Genomic DNA, 23,613 nt, shown 5'->3' with positions numbered 1-23,613 from the left:
AAATCAACTATGTTTTAACTATTTTATAACAAAAAAACCTTAAATTATTCATCATTCATCGGTTTTTACAAATATTAGAAAATTACATTATTAACAATTATTGTTTCCTAAAACAAAAAACGGCTTAGATTAAGCCGTTTTAACAATCAAATAGAAATTTATGCCTTCGGCAACGTCACACCCACTTGACCCTGATATTTACCACCACGGTCTTTATAAGACGTTTCGCACACTTCATCACTTTCAAAAAATAACATTTGCGCCACGCCTTCCCCTGCATAAATACGCGCAGGTAGATTGGTGGTATTGGAAAATTCCAATGTCACATGACCTTCCCACTCAGGTTCTAGCGGAGTTACATTCACAATAATTCCACAACGTGCATAGGTCGATTTTCCTAAACAAATTGTCAGGACATTACGCGGAATACGAAAATATTCCACTGTCCGAGCCAATGCAAAGGAGTTTGGTGGAATAATGCAAACATCAGATTCAATATCGATAAAGCTTTTTTCATCGAAGTTTTTAGGGTCAACAATTGCAGAATGAACATTGGTAAACACTTTAAACTCTGGAGCACAGCGCACGTCATAACCATAGCTGGATACGCCATACGAAATCAGTTTTTCGCCTTGCGGGTTAAAGCGAACCTGATTTTCTGCATACGGTTCAATCATGCCGTATTTTTCGCTCATCTCGCGAATCCAGCGATCAGACTTAATTGCCATTGTGATATCCCAATACTCAAGATTTTACTGTTCGCTACTTTAACGTAATTCATTCCCAATGAAAATCATTCAATGAAATGAAGGCATTTTTTGATGCACAATTTAGAATTTTAAAATTGCAGAATAACTTAACGGAATAGAAAAACTCACCAGAACCAAAGATGCAGTCCGTTGCAAATTACATGCATTGAGCCAATGAATTTTATTTGAAGCCAAGACAGAACCAAGAAAAATCCAAAAAACAGCAATTGGAAGGATCAAACACAAAAAACTCAAAATATGCACAACATAAGTTTGCACATTCACCCATGCACTTTCAGGGAAAATAGCAGAAGCAAATAACAATGCCTTCGGATTTAACAAAGTCGCGCAGAATAATTCACGTGGGCGAATAGTGGGTTGATTTAAATTAATTTCAAGATCAGCGGTTCGCCATAATTTGATGCCCAAATACAAAATATAAAATGCACTAAGAAGCTTTAATATGGTGGGCAAAAGCGCAAATGTTTTGGAGACATGATCAATCATCATGCCCCATGTACTAATCGCAATCACATAGCCAATCGCTTCGGCTGGAATCAATTTAAGCGAACGACGAATCCCCATCTGGATACCAGATGAAGCCAATAGCGTATTGGTAGGGCCGGGAGTCAGAAGTAATGCAGTCACAAGACCAACAAAAAGCAATGAAATCATAAAATGACCTCACTAAGTAATCTTGCAAGACTAATCCAAACGATTTAAAGAAGCAAAACAAACTTTGCAAAACCTTTTAAAAAACAATAAGAGTTTTGTAAAAAGATTGTAAAATCACATAATTAATTGATTAGACTGCATAGTCAGCATTTTTACTGCTCATTACATATGCTTTTTTAATAAAACAACAATAATATAAGCAAATGATAAATATTCATTTATTTTATTGATTTAAAAGCAATATAAACACCTATAAGATATATGGAATTGACTTCAATCAACGAAAGGCGTAATTTATAAAGATCAACCTATAGTGTTTTCTTTTTAACCCAAGTTTAAATCCATTTTAAGCTTTCGCTAAGTTTTCACTTTCACTATGTCTGAGTACAGGCGTTTTATGATCGATCTAGTTCTTTGATTTATAAGACATACTCAGACAACACTCTCCGAACATCAGTCTATGGCAAAGCAATTTTTTCAATCCTGGCTTCCTTCTCCACAGAAAGTCTCCAGTCTGAAATTTATGCGGATTTTTGGGCAAAGAACCTTAAATCCAGTGCTTTGGTATGTCAATCGAAAATCCATAGCAAAGGCTGTATTCATCGGTAGCTTTTTTGGCTTACTACCTATTCCATTTCATAGCATTTTCATTGTCGCAGCGATTCTATTTTTTGAAGTCAATTTACCTGTAGGTCTTGCTTTAGCATGGTTGAGTAATCCATTCACTCTCGTTCCTATTTTGTATATTGGCTTCTGGATTGGCACTCAAATTTTTCATGTGCACATGATTAATAAAGAAATGATGCTGGGTGTCTTGCATCAAATTTGCAATTGGGTCAAACACTTGGGTCATGGTCATATTGATTTGAGTCTCGCCAAAATTTTAATGTCTGGCTTAATCATTGAAGCTTTCGTGGTTGCCTTAGTTTTATATCTGATTACCGAAATTTTCTGGCGTTTCAGCATTTACCGTCATTGGAAAAAACGTAAGGCAAATCAGTTAAATACCACCCTACCCAACGTGCATAGAAAAACCACGCCTTAATCTTTTAATTGTTCACTCATATACTGTTCAGCAACTTCAAGTACAAAATCCTGACAAGCTTCACCCGTTCCAGCATCGTAGGTACCACCATTGGTAATGTTATTCGATACCACTCGAATCCCAATAAAGGGAACACTAAACTGGCTGGCAATTTGTGCTACAGAGGCAGCTTCCATTTCTTCGACTGATGTCCCATAGTTTTGGTAAAAGAAGTGAATGCGATCAAGTTCATTGTTCCAGACGTCTGCTGAACCGATTGTTCCCTCAACGACTTTGCCTTTTTGATAAAGATGTTGTGTACGGTGCGCCGCTGCCAGCAATTTTGAATCTGCTTCAAATTTACGAATTGCAATCGGTTCTGGATCGGTTTCATCCTCAGGTAATACATCAAAGGCTTCAACCCACTCAAGTGAGTTTGATCCCGCACCCACTGCTTTGGAAGGTGTTTTAAACGCGCCAATATTGGTTGCATATTTACCTAATATAATGTCATACACATTGAGTTTAGGATCATGTCCCCCTGAGGTTCCCTGATTAATGATCGCGATAGGTTTATAGCGTTCAATCGCAATCGCAGTGGCAGCCGCAGAATTACTCATCCCCATGCGCGTTTTGGAAATAATCATTGGATAACCATGATAAGTCCCTTTCCAGAATTTCCAGCCCCCAATCGTTTCAATTGAAACTTGATCCAGTTTAGAGGCCATGCGTTCAGATTCGACAGGTAATGCACCTTGAATCACGATAGGTTGCAGTTTTAATTTTTGATCTTGATTGTTTTGAGTCACTGCCGATGAACCCTCATTATTGCATGCACTAAGCATAATGCAGACTGAAAATGTTGCGATAGCCAATACTGATTTAAATTGCATATTTCACTCAAATATTCTTATTAAATAACAATTGAATCATTAGCAATTGACATGCCAGCTTTGATTTTAATGTTTATATTATTTGTATGTAATAAAAGAAAAAGCCCGATTTTTGATCATTTCGGGCTTTAAAATTATTTAGAAAATTCGTTTATCATCACGCTGACGCTGCGGTTGTTTTTGTAGTTGCTGCCAGACGGTATCTGCAATTTGAAGATAACTCTCTGCTGCATCATCCATTGCGATCACACTCGGTTTACCACTATCGGCATTTTCACGAATTTGCACATTTAAAGGTAAACGACCTAACAATGGAATGTGATATTGCTCTGAAAGTTTATGGCCACCGCCTACCCCAAAAATCTGTTCTTCATAGCCACAATTTGAACAAATATGGGTCGACATATTTTCAATCACGCCCAACACTGGAATATTGACCCGATTAAATAGTTCAATACCTTTGGTCGCATCCATTAGCGCAACATTTTGTGGCGTGGTAACAATCACTGCACCAGTCACAGGAATACGCTGTGCAAGTGTTAATTGAATATCACCCGTTCCTGGCGGCATATCAATGACCAAGACATCCAGATCAGGCCATAAGGTTTGGTTGAACAGTTGCATCAGGGCACCTGTGGCTTTTGGCCCACGCCATGCGACAGGCGTATTATGATCCCCTGTTAAATGCCCAATTGAAAGTACCGCCAAACCATACGCATCTAAGGGTACAAAATGCTCATTTTCAATCATGGGAGTTTTGCCCGCATTACCTAGCATAGTTGGAATGCTTGGCCCATAAATATCGGCATCCAACACTCCAACTTTTAATCCTTTTTGTTGTAAGGCAAGTGCCAAATTGACCGTTGTGGTTGATTTACCCACACCGCCTTTGCCAGAAGACACCAAAATCACGTTTTTAATACGTGGATGTGCAGCCACATCTCGTTGTTTAGGCGCTGCTTTTTGAATAGGCGGATTATTAGGATCTTCTGAAACTGGTGCAGATGCATCCACCACTGGCGGTAAGTTTGAGCTTTGAGCTGCATGTTTTTCGCTATGAGATTGATCTTGCCCTAACTTGGCTGATTTCTGCTGAATGACATGCAAATTGAGTTCTTCGATTCCGCATTGCAGCAAAGCAGCCGCCAAATCATCATGAATTTGTTGTAAATGATCAGCCTCGTGTGGGTAAGTATTGATGGTCAGTTGTAAAACACGACCTTCAACATTGACCTGTGTAATACGATCTTTGATTAAGTGTTCAGATTGAGGCAGTTGATATTGTTGTAAGATACGCTGGATTTCTTCTTCTTTCACCTCTTGAGCAGGTGAAAAAACCGATTTTAATGAAGAAAGCCACGACATATATTGCACTCCAACTATGGAATTTTAAACTGAACGATGTGCTAGTTTAACAGTATTAGTTTATAGGCGCGTACTTGATTTTGCTGATATGCTTTGAACATATATTTTATAAACAAACTGCCCATATCATTATGAGCAGTTATTCAAAACATCAGCATATTTTTAAGTCAATTGAAGACTAGGTCTTATCATTGCCTTTAAATTTATTCAGTACATCAGTTGCACTTTTTTTAAGCTCGTCAATTTTTTGACTGGCTTGAACTTTTAATTCATCAAACTTTTCAGAAGCTTCATGTTTCAGTTCATTGGCTTTTAGTTTAGCTTCATCCAGTTTTTGACTTGCTTCTGTTTTTAACTGTTCATATTTGTCTTGAGCATCTTGTTTCGACTCATCCCATTTATTTTTGGCTTCATCGATTTTTTCATCGGCTATTGCCTTATTTTCAGCGTACTGTTCAGAGGCATCTTTTTTCAAATCATCGAATGCCTTTTCACCTTTAAGTTTTGCTTCTTGAGCTTGGTGTTTAGCGTCATCTAAGGCTTTTTCACCCTCAATCTTTGCTTGTTCAGCTTTATATTTGGCTTCATCACCTAATTCACTAGCTTTTGCTTTCAAATCATCAAGTTTATTTTCAGTTGTCATTATTACGCCCTCATTGTTCATTTTAAAAATGTTAGGACACGCTGGTTAAGCGCGGATCAATGTACTTGAATCTGACTTTATTTATACCTTGCTTTAAATTTTTTTTAAGTAAAAACTGCAATTTGAAACAAAGTAGATACAGGATGTAGCGAAACTTTTGTTATTCATTTTAAAGGAATAATTATCAAATCCTTTGCTGAGAATGTTTGCAACGGTTGCGGTAAATCAGAATCATTGTAACTCCGCCATTGACTCATATATTTGCTGAATTTGTGCTCGCATATAAATAAAGTCTGTTGAGATTTGATGCATGTATTGTGTTATCAGCTAAAATTATAATAAACAAGGCATGCAACGAAAGAAATCGTTACTCACTTACTCAGTTTCATTACGACATTTATGGCTATTTTTGGCGATAGCCTTCGGGACAAAGCTTTAAACCTATGCTTTAAGTTTATTTTCCTCTGCTGTTCAAGTAAAATCATTGATCTTCTGATGAATACGAATGAGAGAATGAAATCCGTGCGTAAAATTTTAGTCACCAATGCCCTTCCTTATGCCAATGGTCCGATCCATATGGGTCATTTACTCGGTTATATCCAAGCGGATATCTGGGTTCGTGCCATGCGTGCAATGGGACATGATGTGACTTATGTCTGCGCGGATGACGCTCACGGCACAGCGATCATGCTTCGTGCTGAAGCCAATGGTATTAGTCCAGAGCAGCAAATTGCCAATGTTCAAAAAGAACATGAACGTGATTTTTCTGGTTTTGGAATTAGTTTTGATCATTATGATTCAACCCATAGCGAAACTAACAAATCACGATCACAGGAAATTTATCTCAAAAACCGTGATGCCAATAATATTGCTATTCGCCCTGTGACACAGCTTTTTGATCCTGAAAAACAGATGTTTTTATCAGATCGATTTATTAAAGGCGCATGCCCGAAATGTAAATCGCCAGATCAGTACGGCGATAGCTGTGAAGTTTGTGGTACAACCTACAATGCCACTGAATTGATCGATCCACGTTCGACCCTAAGCGGTGCAACACCTGTCGAAAAATCGTCTGATCATTACTTCTTTAAACTGCCAAATTTTTCTGAATATTTGCAAAAATGGACACGTGACGAAGGTCGCTTACCAGTTTCAATTGCCAACAAGTTAGATGAATGGTTTGAAGCAGGTTTGGCAGACTGGGATATTTCCCGTGATGCGCCTTATTTTGGTTTTGAAATTCCAGATGCACCGAATAAATATTTTTATGTCTGGGTCGATGCGCCGATTGGCTATATGTCAAGTTTTGAAAACTATATAAAAACCAAACGTCCAGACTTAAACTTTGATGATTACTGGAAAAAAGACAGTGAAAATGAAGTCTATCACTTCATTGGTAAAGATATTGTCTATTTCCATGCATTGTTTTGGCCTGCAATGCTTGAAGGTGCAAATTACCGCACGCCAACAGGTTTATTCGTAAATGGCTTTTTGACGGTCAATGGTCAAAAGATGTCGAAATCTCGCGGCACATTTATCAAGGCTGAAACTTATTTAGAGCATCTAAATCCTGAATATTTGCGTTATTACTTTGCCTCTAAACTATCTGATAAAGTTGAAGATTCGGATTTGAATCTGGATGATTTTATTCAAAAAGTAAACTCAGATTTGGTCGGCAAAGTCGTGAATATTGCCAGTCGTTGTGCCAAATTTATCAATAAAGATTTTAACAATACTCTATCTGCAAACTGTGTGGAATCTGATCTAGTTCAAAGCTTTATTGATGCAGGCGATTCGATTGCCAAAGCTTATGAAGAGCGTGAGTTTAGTTCCGCCATTCGTGAAATCATGGCGCTTGCAGATCGTGCCAATCAATATATTGATGAGAAAAAACCGTGGGCGCTGGCAAAACAGGAAGGCCAAGAACAACAAGTTCACGAGGTGTGTTCTGTTGGTATCAACTTATTCCGTCAATTGGCGATTTATCTTGCGCCAGTATTGCCAACGCTTGCAACGCAAGTACAGGCTTTCTTACAACTCGAAAGTTTTGATTTTGCATCGCGCAAGCAGATTTTAGCTAGCCATGAAATTGCTCAGTTTGAACCATTAATGCAACGTGTTGATCCGAAAGCGGTGACTGCAATGGTCGATGCATCTAAAGATTCTTTAGCTGCTACGACTGAAACACCTAAAGCAGAAAAGAAAAAAGACAAAAAGACTGAGAAAAAAGTTGAAGCGCCTGCTGCAACGGATAATTCTGAGATCATTAAAATTGATGATTTCTTAAAAGTGGATTTGCGTGTGGCGCAAGTGCTTGAAGCAGCAATCGTGGATGGTTCTGATAAATTGCTGCAACTCACCTTAGATGTCGGCGAAGCTGAACCGCGCAATGTGTTTAGTGGTATCCGTGAGTTTTATCAGCCAGAAGACTTAAAAGGCAAATTAGTGGTAATGGTGGCGAATCTTGCTCCACGTAAAATGCGTTTTGGTATTTCTAACGGGATGGTACTTGCTGCGGGTAATGGCGAAGGGGTTTGGGTGATTTCACCTGAGTCTGGTGCTAAAGCGGGTGATAAAGTGTCTTAATCTATCGTTTTTAAATGAGAGCCTCTACTGATGTAGAGGCTTTTTTAATTTTAGAATAAATTTGTTCACGGGGTAGAATTAACCTCGATGTTTACAACTTGTGTAGCCACATTTAAATATTCATATGCCACACTAACTTTGATGGAAAAATTTTTATCTCTTGTAAACAGATACTCACAAAAACAAGCATAGGAAGCGTGAGACATATCACTAAACGAAGCAATAAATCTTTTTTCTTTATTATGTATACCTTCATCCTGATGATAACCAATCAGATTTAACATTGTATAAATCTGATTAACTTTTTGAAAAATATAAAATTCACTTTCTGAATTAAATCCTTTTTTCAGTTGAAAAAAATCATCTAACTCAAAATTAACTAATTCGGCGTTATTTTTTTGCAACATTTTCCATATTTGCACTAAAACATTTGGAAATTCAATTTTTCTTAGATGATTAAGATCGACTTTCAATGAGTCTCTAAATTTTTTATATGCTGCTTGTTCTTTATTAGCATCCTCTAAATGCTGTACTGATAATTGAACAAATGATTCATATTCTTTTTGTTGCATTCTAAGTTTAGGAATTTCAACTTTATACTTTTCTATTTCAGATAAAATATATTCATCTTTACTCTCATAACTTTCTAGAAATTTTAGAGAACTCTCCAAAAATATCAATAAATTATTTAAATTATCAATTTGCTCATTTTCAAATTTGTTAAAATCCTTAATTCCACCAAATATTGCAAATAAATTATTTTTCAATGGATGTACAAATTTATTTAAATAGTTATTTTCTATAAATTGGTTAAAATGTATTAAAGGCTCTTCCCAAGACCTAAAAATAGTATTGGTTACGTCACCATTCTCAGTTATTAAAGTAATAAAATGAGCATTCAATTCTTTAAGTACATCTAAAAAGGCTAAACCATAAACACTACTTTTCCCATTAATAACTGATCGATATATTTCTTCGAGAGTAGTAGGAGAATAAACAGCTTGAACTTCATTTTTTAAAAATTGGAATAGCTCAGATTCCTTGGATAGCAAACACTTAGGTTCAGTGAATAAATCTAAGATATTTTGATCTAAATATGCTAAAGGCTTACCTGAGTATTCTGGTTCGTTCATAAGTTACTCTTATTCAATAATTGATTATCTTATAGTCATGAAAAATTTAAGACAATATGTTACAAATACTTATGTCATTAATTTTATAAGAATCCTATGAAAAATTTAAAATCACTACTCCTAGTACTAACTCTAAGCACAGCAACCGTGAGCGCTATTTACGCGGCTCAACCTACTATTCCACCTCAAAAACAAGTCGCAGGTTACTATCAATATCAATCAGGTAATACACAAATCACTGCCCTGCTCGACGGCACAAACTTTATGTCGCCTACGCTGTTTAAAGATATTCCACAAAAACAGGTTCATGAGATTTTAAAGAAATACTATGCCGATCAAGACAAAGGCGTACAAACCTCTGTGAATGCCTTTTTGGTCAATACGGGTAAATCATTGGTTCTGGTCGATAGTGGTGCAGCAAGTTGTTTTGGCGCACATTTAGGTTCAGTTTTAACTAACCTAAAAGCATCAGGCTATCAACCTGAACAAGTCGATAGTATTTTACTCACTCATTTACATCCAGATCATGTCTGTGGCATCAGCAAAGATGGAAAAGCGAATTTTCCTAATGCCACAGTGTATGTATCACAAGATGAAGCCAATTATTGGTTAGACCCCAAACAAGCCGAGAAAATACCACAAGCCAAACGTGCAGGCTATTTAAGTACAGTGGAGAAAATCAAGGCGGCTTTAGCACCTTATCAGATCAAACAACGCTTTAAAACCTATAAACTCGGTGATGAAATTCAGGGATTTAAAGTGATTAACACGGCGGGACATACACCAGGGCATTTTAGTTATGAACTTAAAACCAATGCTGAAACAGTCGTATTTATTGGAGATATTGTCCATTCACATACGATTCAGTTTGACCGACCTGAAACCGCAATTGAATATGATATAGACGCAAAACAAGCCGTCCAAACCCGCTTAAAACAATTTGCCAATTTTGCCAAAAATGGTCAGACGATTGCTGCGCCACATTTACCATTTCCTGGAATTGGTCATATATATTCAGCAGATGGCAAAAGCTATCAGTGGATTCCTGTGCATTTTAAAGATTGACCCGCTCTTCTAAATTAAAATCAATCTTTTCTATTATTTCATAAGAGGAAAATCACTTTGCCCAATTGATTTTCCTCAATCATATTTTGTATCAAACAGGCACTTTTTCAGTAAATAATTGAGTCAGCTTTTCAACTAGTAATTGAGGTTGAATCGCTTGAGGTACATGCCCTGTTTGCATGCTAATGACTTGTAAATGATCAGGTTGTAACTGTTGCATCAAACGCTGCATATTGATCAATAACGACTGATCATAAAGCGCCTCTACATAAATTCGCGGCACACGACCAAAACATTCAGGCGTTAATACTGGCTTTAAATCTCGTCCTGTTTCTGGTTGTGGTCGTAATTTTGCAATCAATTTTTCTGCAAGTTCTGCATCACAATCTTGCAAAAAGATTTTCTTCGCACCTTCAGGACTCACAATACTATAACCCTCTTGAGTAAAACTCAGATAAGGGGAAATTCCAGCAAAATCCTCATCTGGAAAATGCTGCTCGCACAGTTTTTTAAAATCCAGAAATGACATGTTTGACGGCAGCATCATCCCAACTAAATAAATGAGATTTGAAATTAAATCTGGAATTTTTTCTGCTACTGCTGAAATGGTTAAGCCCCCGCCACTATGTCCGAGCAATACGACAGGTTCACCAATTTTTTGAATCGTCTGCACAACAAAATCACAGTAATTGTCCTGATTGGCAGTAAGTTGAGTGTCACTATTCCAACCATTATCAGGCAAGTCAACAGCATGTACTTGCCAGCCCGTTTGCTCCAATAATGGCTTGATCAAGTCAAAGGACCAGCTTCCTTGCCAAGCACCGTGTACCAATACAATATGCTTAGCCATAGGTTCTCCGATACATTTCAATATGATGCTTTTCGACTGTTGTCGGTGCAAATAAAGCAGGTTCGTTTTCAGTTTTACAATTAGGCAGACATTGCACTTGATAATCTGGATTTCCACCAAAGAAAAATGGAACCGAATAACGCTGTTTGCCTGATTTATTAATCACTCGATGCAAAGTCGATTTAAAGCGATTATTGGTCCAACGTGCAATTAAATCTCCGAGATTAATTACATACGTTCCTTCAATCGGTGGCGCATCCATCCAGCTTTCACTGTTTTGATCCCAAACTTGCAAACCACCTTGCTGGTCTTGAAGCAATAAGGTTAATGCACCAAAATCGGTATGCGCCCCACAGCCTTTTTCATTTGGCTCGGGATTTGCAGGTTGTGGTGGATAATGTAATAAGCGTAAAGTCACCAATGAATCATGACAGAAATCATCAAAATAATTTTCTGCTAGTGACAATGACAAAGCTAAACCACGCATCAAATGTTTAGCCAACACTTCGAGTTCAGCCTGATAGCGCTGCATCGTAGATTCAAATTCTGGAAACTGTGTAGGCCATTGGTTGGGCCCATGATTAAAACGTTGAGCTAGCACCTCTTTACTTTCTTGGGCATATTCCCGCCCCGAATAAAAACCTTCTTTTAAATCAGCGGGCGTTCCTGCTTCTAGCGTTTGGTTTTTTAAAGGTTCATAACCCCGATTGGCAATTGAGTTTTTCTTATGTACTTTTTCTTTTTCGTTCATGGGCAAATCAAAGAATTGTTTGCTTTGTTTAAAAACTGCCTGTTGTAATTCAGTGGCAATTCCATGATTTGAAATATAAAAAAAGCCTTTATCTTCACATGCCTGTTTCATCTGTTGCGCGACCATCTGACGCTCTTTCACATCAGCACTAAATAGACCTGATATATCAATCACAGGAATTGAAACACTCATACCTTACTCCATTGCCTAGACTTATATATGACTTGTACCTGTTCAGGATTGAGCAATTGCTGTGCCACCGATAGTGTCCATCACTGTTATATGTTTTTTCATATTTTAAAATTCATGTTTATTTAAATAATTAGAAGATGGCATGCATGTTGCAAATTTTACTCTTGCCATACACACAAAGTTGAAAGGGTTTGATATGAACGATGAAACTAAAACCGCATCTCCAGAACATGAACATCTTGGAATGGGTAAAAACTTAACTTATGGTTTTCAGCATGTCTTGACCATGTACGGTGGTCTAATTGCAGCACCACTGGTTGTAGGTCTTGGTATTGGGCTATCTCAGGCAGATATTGGTTTGCTCATTACTGCTTCTATTTTAGTGGCGGGACTAGCAACCTTACTGCAAACGCTGGGTTTCAAATGGTTCGGTTCTAAACTTCCCATTGTACAAGGGACTTCTTTTGCAGCCGTTGCCAGTATGATCGCAATTGGTTCAAATGGGGGCAGTTTTCAGGCCATTCTTGGTGCAATTATGGTGAGTTCGATTTTCGGGATCATTATTGCACCATTTTTTTCCAAAATTGTACGATTCTTTCCGCCAATCGTTACAGGTTCCATTATTGCCATTATCGGAATTTCACTTTTACCAGTGGCGATTCGCTGGATGATGGGTGGCAATCCTAAAGCTGCGAACTGGGGTTCAATGGAAAATATAGGTTTGGCAGCTTTTACCTTATTTGTTTTATTGCTGCTCACCAAATTTGGTACTCCAGCCATCAAACGTTTAGCCGTTCTACTTTCCATCTTTTGTGGTGCGATTGCTGCGTTTGCATTAGGTTTGGCTGATTTTTCTAAAGTCAGTGATGGTGCATGGGTCGCATTGCCTAATATTTTAGGCTTTGGTATGCCAGTGTTTGAATGGCCTGCGATTTTAACCATGAGTATTGTTACGATTGTGATTTTGACTGAAACCACAGCTAGTTTGCTCGCAATTGGTGAAATTGTAGATACCCAAGTTGACAATAAACGTATCGCTGATGGTTTACGTGCAGACATGCTTTCATCCGCACTTGCTCCTCTTTTTGGTGCCTTCATGCAATGTGCATTTGTACAAAATGTAGGTTTGGTTGCCATTACAGGAGTCAAAAGTCGCTTTGTAGTTGCCACTGCGGGTGGAATTTTAGTGGTCTTGGGTTTACTTCCTGTATTTGGTCGTCTCGTTGCTTCTATTCCAATGCCTGTACTGGGTGGCGCTGGTTTGGTGTTGTTTGGTAGTGTTGCAGTCAGTGGTATTCGTACCCTGTCTAAAGTCGATTATCAAGTTCAATCTAATCTAATTATCGTCGCCGTTTCACTTGCAGCAGGTCTCATTCCACTGATTAGCCCTGATTTCTTCCATGCAATGCCAGATGCAGTACAAACCCTATTTCATTCTGGTATCAGTATTACCTGTATCATGGCTGTTCTGCTTAATTTGTTCTTCAATCACTTACATGTAGGAAAAAAGCCACAAGTGAGTAATTTACCAGAAGTCGCTGCAACTGCTGAAAATCACTCCTGATATCATTTGCTTCAAACCCGTACTTTGTGGAATGCCAGTCGAGTTAAAACGACTGGCATTTTTTTTGATGAGAATAGCGCCCCATAGTCATATATCCCACTATATCTATTGATTTATATCAATTATCTAGCATGGTGTAAAAACTGAATCTTGGTACACGCATTGCTTTTCAAATATAAAAATATTTGAGCGAAATCTGCTATGTCACGTCTCTGGATCAAACATCCACTTGCTATTTTTACCGCCAATCAGCAGGATGCAACGAATGGCGTTGTGATTGAAAATGGTCAAATTATTGAACTGGTTGCACAAGGCCAAGCCCCTACTCAACCTGTCGATCAAACATTTGATGCCCAAGATTGTGTCGTTATTCCAGGGTTGATCAATTCCCACCATCATTTTTATCAAACATTAACTCGTGCATGGGCGCCTGTGGTGAATACACCATTATTTCCATGGTTAAAAAATTTATATCCTGTCTGGGCAAAATTAACGCCTGAACAATTACATCTTGCTACCCAAGTGGCTTTAGCAGAATTGGTCATGTCTGGATGCACTTTTGCGGCCGATCATCATTATTTATTTCCACAACAATTAACCGATGCCATTGATATCCAAGTGCAAGCAGCACAAGAGTTAGGGATTCGTGTGATGCTGACGCGTGGTTCTATGAGCTTGGGTGAAGAATCAGGCGGTTTACCTCCACAGCAGACAGTACAACAGATGGATCAAATTTTGCTGGATTCAGAACGTCTTGTTGGGAAATACCATCAGCGTGGTGCAGATGCCATGGTCAATATTGCGCTTGCACCATGTTCTCCTTTTTCAGTCACACCAGAGATTATGCGAGAAAGTGCAGCAATGGCGCAGCGTCTAGATGTGCGTTTGCATACTCATCTGGCAGAAACGCTAGATGAAGAAGCCTTTTGTCTACAAATGTTTGGCATGAGAACGGTAGATTATCTGGAAAGCGTTGACTGGTTAAGCGATCGAACATGGCTCGCGCATGGCATTCATTTTAATGCTGAGGAAATACAACGTTTAGGTCAGGCAGGCGTTGGCATTTGTCACTGTCCGCATTCTAATATGCGTCTCGCCTCTGGGATTTGCCCAACTCTTGATTTAATGCAGGTGGGTGCAACGATTGGTTTAGGTGTTGATGGCTCTGCTTCTGGAGATGCTTCAAATCTAATTTTAGAAACTCGTCAAGCCATGTATTTGCAACGTCTTAAATATGGTGCAGAACGAATTACCCCAGAATTAGCATTCGGCTGGGCAACTCAGGGTTCAGCAAAATTATTAGGCCGTGAACATGATCTGGGAGAAATCGCAGTTGGTCATCAAGCTGATTTTGCTTTATATAAACTGGATGAACTAAAATTTTCAGGAAGTCATGACCCAATTGCAGCATTGCTGCTGTGCGGGGCAGATCAAGCTGAACATGTCATGGTCGGCGGCAAGTGGATTGTTAAAGAACGTCAATTACTCAGTGTTGATATTGAAAAGCTACAAGCTGAACATCGTTTAGCTGCCAAGAAATTATTAGCGGCTTAAATTTTTTTAAAGAGACGTTGAAACGTCTCTTTTGCTTTTTAAATTTGATTATTGATTTTGCTTAAGGTGAGTATCGTTTGCCAATAATGGTGCTAATTTAAAATCTTTGTCATAGACAGGCATTCCCGCGATACTCATACTTCGCGCGGATGTAGAAGATTGAATACTTTCGCTCTGAACCTTTGCCCTCATATCGCATCCCATCACAGCAACACTGGAACTCACAACCAAGACATATAGAAATATCCTTTTCATACGACCACCTGATTATTTTCATTATTTTTATCGTCAGATTATCACAACCTGTTTAAATTATGAGCAAAAAAACATTTCAAATTATATTATTCAAATGCAAATATATACGTTCTGAAACGGACAGCGATGTTTTTTCATTTTATGATCATTCTTTTTAGACCCATATATTGAGTTTTTATGAAGCTTGCAGAAGCATTATTGCTCAGAAGTGATTTGCAGAAAAAACTCCTTTCCTTGCAGCAACGTATTCATAAAAATGTACTCGTGCAAGATGGAGATACACCCAGTGAAGATCCAGAACAACTTATAGATGAAGCTGTTCTGGTGAATAAACAATTATTTCAACTTATACAAAAAATCCATCAAACCAATGCGCAAGCGCAAGCCAATAATGGAAAAGCTTTACTCGATATCCTCAATCAGCGCGATCAACTTACCGCTGAACATCGAATCATTCAGCAAGCAATAGACAATACGCAAAAAGATACAGATCGTTATAGTGTTCGTGAAATTAAATGGATTAAAGCTGTTTCTGTTTCTAAGCTACAAAAACAAGCAGATGAAATCAGTCAAAGTTTACGTTTAATCAATCTTGAAATTCAGGCATCCAACTGTCAGATAGATTTAGGGGAATAAACTGACTATGATCAATCTGGGCATATTGGGCGAGTACACGACCTTTTTATACGGTTTGTAAGGTCTAAAATTCACAAACCGTCTGATAGAGGTAGTGCGCCTGCTTCGCCAAATCTTTACATTTTAGGCGCAGCACATTGCATATATGATCTATAACACGTGACGAATGACCACCACGTACTGACAATATGCCCACCATATTATATTTTAGCTTAACGACTTGAGAAAATAAGTTTTAGGCCTAATACCGTCACAATCCCACCTGTTACTCGATCAATCAAAGTTTTAGCTTTGATATAAACACGGCGCGGTTTTTCAGACGATAAAAGTAAGGCAACGAGCGAATACCAACCTGCATCAATTACAAAACAAATCACAGGCAAAGCCACATAATAATAATTTGGAATTTCTTTAGGTAATAAGGCGGTAAATACACTGGCCAAGACCACCGCAATTTTTGGATTACTCAGTTGTGTAATCAAACCATAACGATAGGCACTTTGATAAGTCATAGTTTGTTGCTGTTGGGCATCCATCTCAATCGGTGATTTAGCATGTTTTACAATCTTATAAGCCAGCCAAAGTAAATATAGCCCACCACCAATTTTTAGCATGAGATAGGCCGATGGCACAGCCAATAAGATCGCTTGTAAACCCATCACTGCCAGTAAACCAAAAAATGCCGCGCCTGTGCCAGTCCCCAAAGCGGTAAATAAACCATGCTTACGTGATTTAGCAATCGAGTTTTGCGCCACATAGATAAAGCTTGGGCCAGGACTCATTGCACCTAACATCAGCGCCATCGCAATAGAAAATAAAGGCAACAAACTTTCCACGTGGGTATCCATAGCGTCAGTGATCATAGACATGAATTTTAACGCATTACTCAGGCTTTGTAAGAACCAAATACATGACTTCGCTTTGAAATGAACCATCTGGCTGTATTTGATAATAATTTTTTACCACATCCGATGCTTTTTGCTGTAAATAACGTAATGTTGCCACAGCTTCTGCTGGGGTTTGCATTCGCTCGGCCCAACTTGCAAAATTTAACTGCAAACTTTGTTTTTGCATTTGCTCAATTTTAAAACCGGCACGCTCAGCAAATGTCATCCATTCAGCTAAAGAATAATCGCGAACATGACTTGGATCACGAATGATCTCAATACTCTGTAAAAAGGTATCTAGTACAGGTTGTTGATTCCCTAAGATATCAACAAATATCACTTTTCCACGCGGCTTAAGCACACGATAGATTTCACTCATTGCTTGTGAAACATTCTGCCAATGATGTGCAGAATAACGACTCACAACCGCACATATACTCTGATCTGCAAAATCAAGTTGTTCTGCTGCACCTTGCTGTCCTGTGACATTATTTAATCCGCGCACCTTCGCCTGTTCAACCACCAATTGCACCATCTCAGCAGTTAAGTCATAAGCAATCACCTGCTCCACATCAGGCGCAATATGATACGTAACATGCCCGCCACCGCAGCCTAAATCTAAAACACGTTGAAAAGCTTGTTGCTGTAAAACCTCACGTATTTTGTCAAATTCTGCTCCTTGTGCATGGACTGAACTATTTAGATAAGCCTTTGCTTTGTCTTGATATTGTTGCTGATTCACTTCATATTGAGTGGTCATCTTGATCTTCTCATTAGTAGTTATGTTGAGCTTAATCTGAAGAATATAAAAAATAAAATAATGAATTTTTTAATTATTAATAACTTTTAGTTATTTTTTACAATTTGATAATAATTTCTCTGGAAGATCGGACAAAAACGTCCGTAAAATATATCGATCAAATTCAGCATCCCCCCTCTATGAGTAAACATATCAAACGTGCAGCTAAAAATCGGGAAGATTTACTCGAAGCTGCGGTTGAGATGTTTAAAATTCATGGAATGAGTGTTCCGTTACAAGTCATTATCGACCATGCGGGTGTGGGGCGTGCAACTTTTTATCGAAACTTTACTGACCGAAAGGCTTTAGTCTATGCCTTACTTGAGCAAGCCGTTTCTCATCTGGAACTTCGTGCGGAACAATATCGTATGTACGATGATGGTTTAATTCGATTAATTAAAAGTCATGTCCATAATTTAAATAATCTTTCGGCTCTGATGGAGTATTGGCGAGTGCTGGACCAACACGATGAAGTGCTGATTTCACTGATACAGCATCATCAACAGATTGTGCAGCCACTCATTGATCGGGCGATTGAAAAACGAATTTGTCGTCCTGACTTTAATTTTGAAGATTACCGTAGCATTGTTTCCATGTTGTCGTCGTCTTTTCGCGGACATGATGAAACACAAAGAATTCGATTTGCCAGTCGTGCAGTCGAGTTATTACTCAATGGCATTTGTTTGAATAACGGGGTGTATCATGGCTGAGAGTCCGCGTTATCTGGAAACACCACCAGACTGGACAGATGATGAACGTCCCGTATTACCGGGTTCGCCGCCTTCAATTGAACATCCCTCTCATAAAAGATATCTATATTTTATTATTGGAACTTTTATTGCCCTCACCGCAGGGCTAAGTAATGGTTTTATTACCGCTAATTTACCTCAGTTACAGGGTGAATATGGACTAACGCCTGTTGAAAGTGCGTGGCTTCCTGCGGCTTATGTCATGGCGAATGTCAGTTCTAACCTCATTTTGTTTAAAGCCAGACAACAATATGGTTTACGCCTCTTTACTGAAATTGGTCTGCTTGCGTTTATCGCAGTGATGATCCTGCATATTTTCGTACAAAATTATCACATGGCTATTTTTGTACGTTTTATCAGTGGGATGGTTGCAGCACCACTTAGCTCTCTGGGTATGTATTACATCATGCAGGGCTTTACCAAAGAACACCGTTTAAGAGGTCTGTATATTGGCTTCGGCTTCGGTCAACTCGGTGTACCACTGGCATGGATCATTTCGCCTGCATTGGTTACGGTCAACGACTGGACGGTCTTATATACGTTTGAGTTAGGTTTGGCAGTGTGTTGCTATGCCATGGTGGTTTCCCTCAAGTTACCCCGTAGTTTACGTATTGCTGTTTTTGAACGACAAGATATTGTTACCTTTTTATTGCTGGCACCGGGTTTCGCCTGCATCTGCGCGGTTTTAACACAAGGACCTTTGCTGTGGTGGTTTGATTCGCCTTGGCTGGCTTATGTGTTAATGACGGGTTTTGTATTACTGGTGTTTGGCTTTATTTATGAACATCATCGTAGTAACCCCCTGATTATGACCCGCTGGCTAGGTACTTTTGCCGTGCTACGCTTTGTGTTTGGAGCGTTGTGTCTGCGCTTTTTATTGTCAGAACAAAGTTATGCCGCGGTGAATTTTCTAAAAACCATGGGCATGGGGCCAGATCAATTTGTTGGGCTATATAGCGTGATCTTTTTTGGGATGTTGGCAGGCGTTTTATTTAGTGCGGTCACATTTTCTCGAGAACGAACATTATTACATCTGGTTTTAGCCTCCTTTTTGATTTTGATCGCCAGTAAACTGGATGCACATTTGACCAGTGATATTCGTCCACAAAATTTCTATCACAGTCAATTTCTGATTGCCTTTGCCAATGGATTATTTATTGGTCCCCTACTTTTGGTGGGATTTGGGCGCGCTTTGAAGGAAAGCCCAGCACATGTGGTGACATTTATCGTGTTATTTTCTGCCACACAAAACTTTGGTGGCTTGATTGGTTCATCGTTTTATAATACTTATCAAAAACGTCAAACCCAAGTGTATCAAATGGACATCAGTCGTAATTTGGAACGAACTGATCCAACCATTGATCAACGTTTAAAACAATATCAGGCAAAATTTAGCCCCAACATTGCCGATCCTGTTCAGGATCAATTACAGGCAACCAAAACCTTATCGCAAACTGCAAATCGTGAGGCTCAAGTCCGAGCTTATAACGATGTGATTAATTTTAATAGTATCGTGGCGATTGTGTTATTCCTTTGGGGATTGTGCAATATTATCTGGGCGAAGTATCTTACTTATCGTGAGAAACTGACTGCCTCATCGACATCATCCTAAGTGGCGTGTTTGAGTATAATTTATGAGTGACGAGCAAAAAACCAATCCACAGAATGAACCTGATTCGAATCAAACAAATCAGTCTCAATCTGGAACGACATCTTCTGCCACGCCACAACCTGCACCGCTCAAACCTGTCCAGCGCGTCGGGAAATTGATTCCAACCAAAAAATCGACATTGGCAATCATGTTTATCGTGCTGTTGGTCGGCTTAGGACTCATTATGTGGGCATGGCGTATTGGGCCATTTCATACTGCCATTGAGCAAACTGACAATAGCTATGTCAAAGGTAAAACCACTGTCCTTTCGTCACAGATTAATGGTTATATCAAAGATGTACTGGTCAAAGATTTTGACTACGTCAAAAAAGGTCAAGCTTTGATGCATATTGATGCCACAACTTATGACCAAAAAGTGACGCAAGCACAGTCTGCGGTTGAACAAGCAAAAAATAGTCTGGCCAATCAAACTCAGACGATTGCTCAGCGGCAAGCCGATATTGCTGCGGCTCAAGCTAAAGTTGACCAAGCTCAGGCGCAATATGATTTATCGATGACACAATTACAACGCTACCAACAACTGGGCGATAGCGGCGCAGCCTCTAAATCAGAACGTGATAAAGCCGCAGCAGATGTAAAAAATAATCTGGCGTTACTCAAACAAGCTCAGGCCAATGTAAATGTTGCACAGGAAGCCCTAAAAACCGCGCAAGTCGCACAAACAGGTTTAGAAGCGCAAGTCACCAATGCACAGGCACAACTGGATCAGGCAACGACCACCAAAGATTATAGTGTGATTACTGCGCCAATGGATGGACAATTAGGTGAAGTCAATCCACGTGTCGGGCAATATGTCGCAGCAGGTTCACAGTTATTGTATTTGATTCCTCAACAAACTTGGGTGATTGCCAATTTTAAAGAAACTCAGATCGCCAATATGAAAATTGGGCAAAAAGTCACTTTCACCGTCGATGCCTTAGATCATCAGAAATTTACAGGTCATGTTGAGCAAATTTCCCCTGCTGCGGGTTCAGAGTTTAGTGTACTCAAAGCGGATAACGCGACAGGTAACTTTACCAAAGTGGTACAGCGAATTTCTGTAAGGATTGCGATTGATCCGAATCAAAAAGGCTTGGAACGCTTACGTCCCGGTATGTCGGTGATCACTTCGGTAGATACATCATCCAAGGCTATGGACTAGCTATTTTTCTTATTGATATGACGTTTTAATTCAGGCTGTCTTCTATGTTCAACGCTATTGCACAAGCTGTGGGATATCAAACTCTCATAGATCAGCCTGACATACATCTTGATTTAAAACGTCTGGATCTCATTCATCCACATATTTCAGGCAATAAATTTTATAAACTGAAATATAACTTACAGCATGCGAAACAACTGGGGCTGGATACCCTGATTACTTTTGGTGGCGCATTTTCTAATCATATTGCGGCAACAGCCTATGCAGCCCATTATTTTGGTTTTCAGAGTATTGGCATCATTCGTGGTGAAGAACTGGCTGATCAACACTTAAATCACACTTTGTGCACTGCCTCGCAGTTTGGCATGCAACTCGAATTCATCAATCGACAGGATTATCGTAATAAAGAGCAACCTGATTTTTTGGCGGAATTACAATCTCGATTTCCAAACGCCTATATTATTCCAGAAGGCGGAACAAACTCTCTTGCCATTCAAGGTTGCAAAGAAATTTTAAGCGAACAAGATCGACAAAATTACGATGTGATTTGTTGTGCGGTGGGAACTGGCGGCACGATCACAGGATTGATTGAATCAAGTCACTTCAATCAAAATATTTTGGGTTTCTCTGCATTAAAAGGCGATTTTTTAACGCATGACGTTGCCCATCTTACCGCAAAGAACAATTGGAAGATTATAGATGAGTATTGTTGTGGCGGTTATGCCAAGACTTCAGCTCAGTTAATCGAGTTTATTCAGCTTTTCGAAAAACAATATCTAATTCCACTTGAGCCCATTTATACAGGAAAAATGCTATTTGGCATTTTTGATCTCATCGAAAAAGCATATTTTCCTCCTCATACCCGAATTTTAGCAATTCATAGTGGTGGATTACAGGGCAGGCAAAATCTTTTATAATGTCGCGCTTTTATCACGCTGAGTAAATTTATGTCCATGCATTACGATGTCATTGTTCTGGGTGCAGGTGCGTCTGGACTAATGCTGGCGGCTCAGGCTGCACGGCGTGGACGCAAAGTTTTAGTGGTCGAAAAAGCCAACAAAGTCGGGAAAAAAATCCTGATGTCTGGCGGAGGTAAATGTAACTTTACTAACCTCTATGTCGAGCCTGAAAATTTTATTTCACATAATCCACATTTTGTAATTTCGGCCTTATCACGTTATAGCAATTGGGATTTTATCGGCTTGGTCTGTGACTATGGCATCGCCTATGAAGAACGTAAGCATGGACAGCTTTTTACCTTAAATGGTTCCAAAGATATTTTAAATATGCTTTTAGCTGAATGCGATAAAACGAAACTGGTCAACATAAAAACGGACTGTGAAGTAAAAACTGTTAAGCAAATAGACCATCAACTTTTTGAAGTTCAAAGCACACACGCAAGCTTTACTTGTGAATCTCTGGTGATTGCATCAGGTGGCCTTTCAATTCCAACACTAGGTGGTTCAGGAATTGGCTATGAGCTAGCTAAACAATTTGGTCATCAAGTTTTTCCAACTCGCGCAGGATTAGTCCCCTTTACTTTTTCTGATCAATTTAAAGAAGTAACCACACGCCTGAGTGGGAATGCTTTGGAGGTGACACTTTCCAATGATAAAAACAGTTTTACCGAGGCACTACTCTTTACTCATCGTGGTTTAAGTGGTCCAAGTTCACTGCAACTTTCGAATTATTGGCAAGCAGGTGAATCTTTTCAGATCAACTTTTTTCCTACCCAAGACTTAGCTGATTATTTGAAACAAAAAAAACAGCAGCAACCCAAAGTCTTGTTACGCACGTTATTATCCGAACTGACCGCAAAAAGCATTGTGCTTGAGTTACAACAACTGATTTGGCCTAACTATGCAGAAACCGCGATTGCTCAACTGAGTGATAGCAACTTAGAGCAGATTGCAGCGCAGCTTCATGGTTTTGTAGTGAAACCCTCAGGGACTGAAGGCTATCGTACCGCCGAAGTGACTTTGGGTGGAGTAGACACCGCTGAAATTTCATCCAAAACCATGCAGAGCCAGAAAGTTCAAGGACTCTATTTTATTGGTGAGGTTTTAGATGTGACTGGACATTTAGGCGGTTATAACTTTCAGTGGGCATGGTCATCGGCCTATGCCGCTGCACAATATGTATAAATTACATCAAAATTATGGTGCAGCATCAATCTGATTGGCTTCGATTGAAGGAATTTCATCTACACCTGTTTTTTCTGTTTGTGTCACTTTATTTTTGGCAAATACAAACTTATAAGCACTGACCAAAAATCCGACAGTAATACCCGCAATCACAATCGGGGCGATAAAACGATTCGGCTGCTTTTGCATCTTTCACTCCTCTATTATTTTTATGACTCATGGATTAGATTTCTTTCATACGTCCTTTTTATTTCTTCTTTAGAGAGAAAATAAAGCAGGCGAAACA

Annotated in this window: 23 protein-coding genes; 11 read left to right on the top strand and 12 right to left on the bottom strand. The window is 39.1% G+C overall.

What is annotated here, in order from left to right; genetic code table 11:
• Positions 1 to 158: 158 nt before the first annotated feature.
• Both dcd and EGS47_RS12140 read right to left on the bottom strand, forming a co-directional pair.
• Positions 159 to 728: a dCTP deaminase gene (dcd, locus tag EGS47_RS12145; protein ID WP_004998977.1), complete on the bottom strand. Its 570-nt coding sequence runs from the start codon at positions 726 to 728 to the stop codon at positions 159 to 161.
• A 102-nt stretch (positions 729 to 830) separates the two neighbouring features.
• Complete coding sequence (locus tag EGS47_RS12140; protein ID WP_005005194.1) at positions 831 to 1,424, bottom strand: LysE family translocator; 594 nt, start codon at positions 1,422 to 1,424, stop codon at positions 831 to 833.
• 460 nt (positions 1,425 to 1,884) lie between these two features.
• Here EGS47_RS12140 and EGS47_RS12135 point away from each other — a divergent pair, with 460 nt between their 5' ends.
• A complete protein-coding gene (locus tag EGS47_RS12135; protein WP_005005195.1) occupies positions 1,885 to 2,469 on the top strand; it encodes a DUF2062 domain-containing protein in 585 nt (194 codons plus the stop codon).
• Here EGS47_RS12135 and EGS47_RS12130 read toward each other — a convergent pair.
• From EGS47_RS12130 to EGS47_RS12120, 3 genes are all read right to left on the bottom strand, one after another.
• Positions 2,466 to 3,341, bottom strand: coding sequence for a 5'-methylthioadenosine/S-adenosylhomocysteine nucleosidase (locus tag EGS47_RS12130; protein WP_005005196.1), 876 nt, complete (start codon positions 3,339 to 3,341; stop codon positions 2,466 to 2,468). The genes EGS47_RS12135 and EGS47_RS12130 overlap by 4 nt on opposite strands.
• A 138-nt stretch (positions 3,342 to 3,479) precedes the next feature.
• Entirely contained in the window at positions 3,480 to 4,706 is a 1,227-nt protein-coding gene (apbC, locus tag EGS47_RS12125; RefSeq protein WP_005005197.1) for an iron-sulfur cluster carrier protein ApbC, read from the bottom strand.
• A 178-nt stretch (positions 4,707 to 4,884) separates the two neighbouring features.
• Positions 4,885 to 5,349 carry a hypothetical protein gene (locus EGS47_RS12120; RefSeq protein WP_004987312.1) on the bottom strand — a complete coding sequence of 155 codons (465 nt, stop codon included), beginning with the start codon at positions 5,347 to 5,349 and terminating at the stop codon, positions 4,885 to 4,887.
• Between the two features lie 513 nt (positions 5,350 to 5,862).
• Here EGS47_RS12120 and metG point away from each other — a divergent pair.
• Complete coding sequence (gene metG / locus EGS47_RS12115) at positions 5,863 to 7,935, top strand: methionine--tRNA ligase (RefSeq protein WP_323807941.1); 2,073 nt, start codon at positions 5,863 to 5,865, stop codon at positions 7,933 to 7,935.
• Between the two features lie 65 nt (positions 7,936 to 8,000).
• Here the strand turns inward: metG and EGS47_RS12110 are convergent, their stop codons facing one another.
• Complete coding sequence (locus EGS47_RS12110; protein ID WP_005005199.1) at positions 8,001 to 9,068, bottom strand: hypothetical protein; 1,068 nt, start codon at positions 9,066 to 9,068, stop codon at positions 8,001 to 8,003.
• 96 nt (positions 9,069 to 9,164) lie between these two features.
• On the opposite strand from EGS47_RS12110, the gene EGS47_RS12105 reads away from it, so the two are divergent.
• Positions 9,165 to 10,133 (top strand): MBL fold metallo-hydrolase, encoded by a 969-nt coding sequence (locus EGS47_RS12105; RefSeq protein ID WP_005005200.1) that lies wholly within the window; start codon positions 9,165 to 9,167, stop codon positions 10,131 to 10,133.
• A gap of 91 nt (positions 10,134 to 10,224) precedes the next feature.
• Here EGS47_RS12105 and EGS47_RS12100 read toward each other — a convergent pair whose 3' ends face one another.
• Both EGS47_RS12100 and EGS47_RS12095 read right to left on the bottom strand, forming a co-directional pair.
• Positions 10,225 to 10,983 carry an alpha/beta fold hydrolase gene (locus EGS47_RS12100; RefSeq protein WP_005005201.1) on the bottom strand — a complete coding sequence of 253 codons (759 nt, stop codon included), beginning with the start codon at positions 10,981 to 10,983 and terminating at the stop codon, positions 10,225 to 10,227.
• Positions 10,976 to 11,926 carry an isopenicillin N synthase family dioxygenase gene (locus EGS47_RS12095; RefSeq protein WP_005005202.1) on the bottom strand — a complete coding sequence of 317 codons (951 nt, stop codon included), beginning with the start codon at positions 11,924 to 11,926 and terminating at the stop codon, positions 10,976 to 10,978. Before EGS47_RS12095 ends, EGS47_RS12100 begins: the two co-directional genes overlap by 8 nt.
• Before the next feature lie 196 nt (positions 11,927 to 12,122).
• Here EGS47_RS12095 and EGS47_RS12090 point away from each other — a divergent pair, with 196 nt between their 5' ends.
• Positions 12,123 to 13,490, top strand: coding sequence for a nucleobase:cation symporter-2 family protein (locus EGS47_RS12090; RefSeq protein ID WP_119686470.1), 1,368 nt, complete (start codon positions 12,123 to 12,125; stop codon positions 13,488 to 13,490).
• Between the two features lie 201 nt (positions 13,491 to 13,691).
• Complete coding sequence (locus EGS47_RS12085) at positions 13,692 to 15,044, top strand: 8-oxoguanine deaminase (RefSeq protein ID WP_119686471.1); 1,353 nt, start codon at positions 13,692 to 13,694, stop codon at positions 15,042 to 15,044.
• 48 nt (positions 15,045 to 15,092) lie between these two features.
• Here EGS47_RS12085 and EGS47_RS12080 read toward each other — a convergent pair whose 3' ends face one another.
• Positions 15,093 to 15,299: an NF038215 family lipoprotein gene (locus tag EGS47_RS12080; RefSeq protein WP_004987331.1), complete on the bottom strand. Its 207-nt coding sequence runs from the start codon at positions 15,297 to 15,299 to the stop codon at positions 15,093 to 15,095.
• A gap of 177 nt (positions 15,300 to 15,476) precedes the next feature.
• On the opposite strand from EGS47_RS12080, the gene EGS47_RS12075 reads away from it, so the two are divergent.
• Positions 15,477 to 15,935 (top strand): DIP1984 family protein, encoded by a 459-nt coding sequence (locus EGS47_RS12075; RefSeq protein ID WP_119686472.1) that lies wholly within the window; start codon positions 15,477 to 15,479, stop codon positions 15,933 to 15,935.
• Between the two features lie 212 nt (positions 15,936 to 16,147).
• Here the strand turns inward: EGS47_RS12075 and EGS47_RS12070 are convergent, their stop codons facing one another.
• Together EGS47_RS12070 and EGS47_RS12065 are read right to left on the bottom strand one after the other, a co-directional pair.
• Complete coding sequence (locus EGS47_RS12070; protein WP_034700220.1) at positions 16,148 to 16,783, bottom strand: LysE family translocator; 636 nt, start codon at positions 16,781 to 16,783, stop codon at positions 16,148 to 16,150.
• 34 nt (positions 16,784 to 16,817) lie between these two features.
• Positions 16,818 to 17,582 (bottom strand): class I SAM-dependent methyltransferase, encoded by a 765-nt coding sequence (locus EGS47_RS12065; RefSeq protein ID WP_125269661.1) that lies wholly within the window; start codon positions 17,580 to 17,582, stop codon positions 16,818 to 16,820.
• Between the two features lie 179 nt (positions 17,583 to 17,761).
• Here EGS47_RS12065 and EGS47_RS12060 point away from each other — a divergent pair, with 179 nt between their 5' ends.
• The 5 genes from EGS47_RS12060 to EGS47_RS12040 are packed head-to-tail and all read left to right on the top strand — an operon-like array spanning position 17,762 to position 23,327.
• On the top strand, positions 17,762 to 18,331 hold the full coding sequence (locus tag EGS47_RS12060) for a TetR/AcrR family transcriptional regulator (RefSeq protein ID WP_004999006.1): 570 nt from the start codon (positions 17,762 to 17,764) through the stop codon (positions 18,329 to 18,331).
• Positions 18,324 to 19,982, top strand: coding sequence for an MFS transporter (locus EGS47_RS12055; protein WP_004987339.1), 1,659 nt, complete (start codon positions 18,324 to 18,326; stop codon positions 19,980 to 19,982). Before EGS47_RS12060 ends, EGS47_RS12055 begins: the two co-directional genes overlap by 8 nt.
• A gap of 22 nt (positions 19,983 to 20,004) precedes the next feature.
• Positions 20,005 to 21,183 (top strand): HlyD family secretion protein, encoded by a 1,179-nt coding sequence (locus tag EGS47_RS12050; RefSeq protein WP_004999007.1) that lies wholly within the window; start codon positions 20,005 to 20,007, stop codon positions 21,181 to 21,183.
• Positions 21,184 to 21,227: 44 nt separating this feature from the next.
• Positions 21,228 to 22,100: a 1-aminocyclopropane-1-carboxylate deaminase/D-cysteine desulfhydrase gene (locus tag EGS47_RS12045; protein ID WP_004999009.1), complete on the top strand. Its 873-nt coding sequence runs from the start codon at positions 21,228 to 21,230 to the stop codon at positions 22,098 to 22,100.
• Between the two features lie 30 nt (positions 22,101 to 22,130).
• Positions 22,131 to 23,327: an NAD(P)/FAD-dependent oxidoreductase gene (locus tag EGS47_RS12040; protein ID WP_125269660.1), complete on the top strand. Its 1,197-nt coding sequence runs from the start codon at positions 22,131 to 22,133 to the stop codon at positions 23,325 to 23,327.
• 12 nt (positions 23,328 to 23,339) lie between these two features.
• On the opposite strand, the gene EGS47_RS18425 is transcribed toward EGS47_RS12040, so the two are convergent.
• The gene (locus EGS47_RS18425; protein ID WP_004999014.1) at positions 23,340 to 23,516 is read right to left on the bottom strand and encodes a hypothetical protein; all 177 of its coding nucleotides are present in this window, start codon (positions 23,514 to 23,516) and stop codon (positions 23,340 to 23,342) included.
• Positions 23,517 to 23,613 lie beyond the last annotated feature (97 nt).

Origin of the sequence: Acinetobacter sp. FDAARGOS_515 (assembly GCF_003938865.1) — a bacterium.
Taxonomy (GTDB): Bacteria; Pseudomonadota; Gammaproteobacteria; order Pseudomonadales; family Moraxellaceae; genus Acinetobacter; species Acinetobacter ursingii.
The sequence above is the reverse complement of the archived record's forward strand: the minus strand, read 5'-3'. Positions and strand labels throughout refer to the sequence as shown.

Coding starts and splice junctions, on each gene's coding strand:
- EGS47_RS12095 (WP_005005202.1), bottom strand. CDS start 11,926: ATGAGTGTTTCAATTCCTGTGATTGATATATCAGGTCTATTTAGTGCT.
- metG (WP_323807941.1), top strand. CDS start 5,863: ATGAAATCCGTGCGTAAAATTTTAGTCACCAATGCCCTTCCTTATGCC.
- EGS47_RS12140 (WP_005005194.1), bottom strand. CDS start 1,424: ATGATTTCATTGCTTTTTGTTGGTCTTGTGACTGCATTACTTCTGACT.
- EGS47_RS12040 (WP_125269660.1), top strand. CDS start 22,131: ATGTCCATGCATTACGATGTCATTGTTCTGGGTGCAGGTGCGTCTGGA.
- EGS47_RS12055 (WP_004987339.1), top strand. CDS start 18,324: ATGGCTGAGAGTCCGCGTTATCTGGAAACACCACCAGACTGGACAGAT.
- EGS47_RS12135 (WP_005005195.1), top strand. CDS start 1,885: ATGGCAAAGCAATTTTTTCAATCCTGGCTTCCTTCTCCACAGAAAGTC.
- EGS47_RS12045 (WP_004999009.1), top strand. CDS start 21,228: ATGTTCAACGCTATTGCACAAGCTGTGGGATATCAAACTCTCATAGAT.
- dcd (WP_004998977.1), bottom strand. CDS start 728: ATGGCAATTAAGTCTGATCGCTGGATTCGCGAGATGAGCGAAAAATAC.
- EGS47_RS12050 (WP_004999007.1), top strand. CDS start 20,005: ATGAGTGACGAGCAAAAAACCAATCCACAGAATGAACCTGATTCGAAT.
- EGS47_RS12075 (WP_119686472.1), top strand. CDS start 15,477: ATGAAGCTTGCAGAAGCATTATTGCTCAGAAGTGATTTGCAGAAAAAA.
- apbC (WP_005005197.1), bottom strand. CDS start 4,706: ATGTCGTGGCTTTCTTCATTAAAATCGGTTTTTTCACCTGCTCAAGAG.
- EGS47_RS12120 (WP_004987312.1), bottom strand. CDS start 5,349: ATGACAACTGAAAATAAACTTGATGATTTGAAAGCAAAAGCTAGTGAA.
- EGS47_RS12110 (WP_005005199.1), bottom strand. CDS start 9,068: ATGAACGAACCAGAATACTCAGGTAAGCCTTTAGCATATTTAGATCAA.
- EGS47_RS12105 (WP_005005200.1), top strand. CDS start 9,165: ATGAAAAATTTAAAATCACTACTCCTAGTACTAACTCTAAGCACAGCA.
- EGS47_RS12060 (WP_004999006.1), top strand. CDS start 17,762: ATGAGTAAACATATCAAACGTGCAGCTAAAAATCGGGAAGATTTACTC.
- EGS47_RS12090 (WP_119686470.1), top strand. CDS start 12,123: ATGAACGATGAAACTAAAACCGCATCTCCAGAACATGAACATCTTGGA.
- EGS47_RS12130 (WP_005005196.1), bottom strand. CDS start 3,341: ATGCAATTTAAATCAGTATTGGCTATCGCAACATTTTCAGTCTGCATT.
- EGS47_RS12100 (WP_005005201.1), bottom strand. CDS start 10,983: ATGGCTAAGCATATTGTATTGGTACACGGTGCTTGGCAAGGAAGCTGG.
- EGS47_RS12065 (WP_125269661.1), bottom strand. CDS start 17,582: ATGACCACTCAATATGAAGTGAATCAGCAACAATATCAAGACAAAGCA.
- EGS47_RS12070 (WP_034700220.1), bottom strand. CDS start 16,783: ATGGATACCCACGTGGAAAGTTTGTTGCCTTTATTTTCTATTGCGATG.
- EGS47_RS18425 (WP_004999014.1), bottom strand. CDS start 23,516: ATGCAAAAGCAGCCGAATCGTTTTATCGCCCCGATTGTGATTGCGGGT.
- EGS47_RS12080 (WP_004987331.1), bottom strand. CDS start 15,299: ATGAAAAGGATATTTCTATATGTCTTGGTTGTGAGTTCCAGTGTTGCT.
- EGS47_RS12085 (WP_119686471.1), top strand. CDS start 13,692: ATGTCACGTCTCTGGATCAAACATCCACTTGCTATTTTTACCGCCAAT.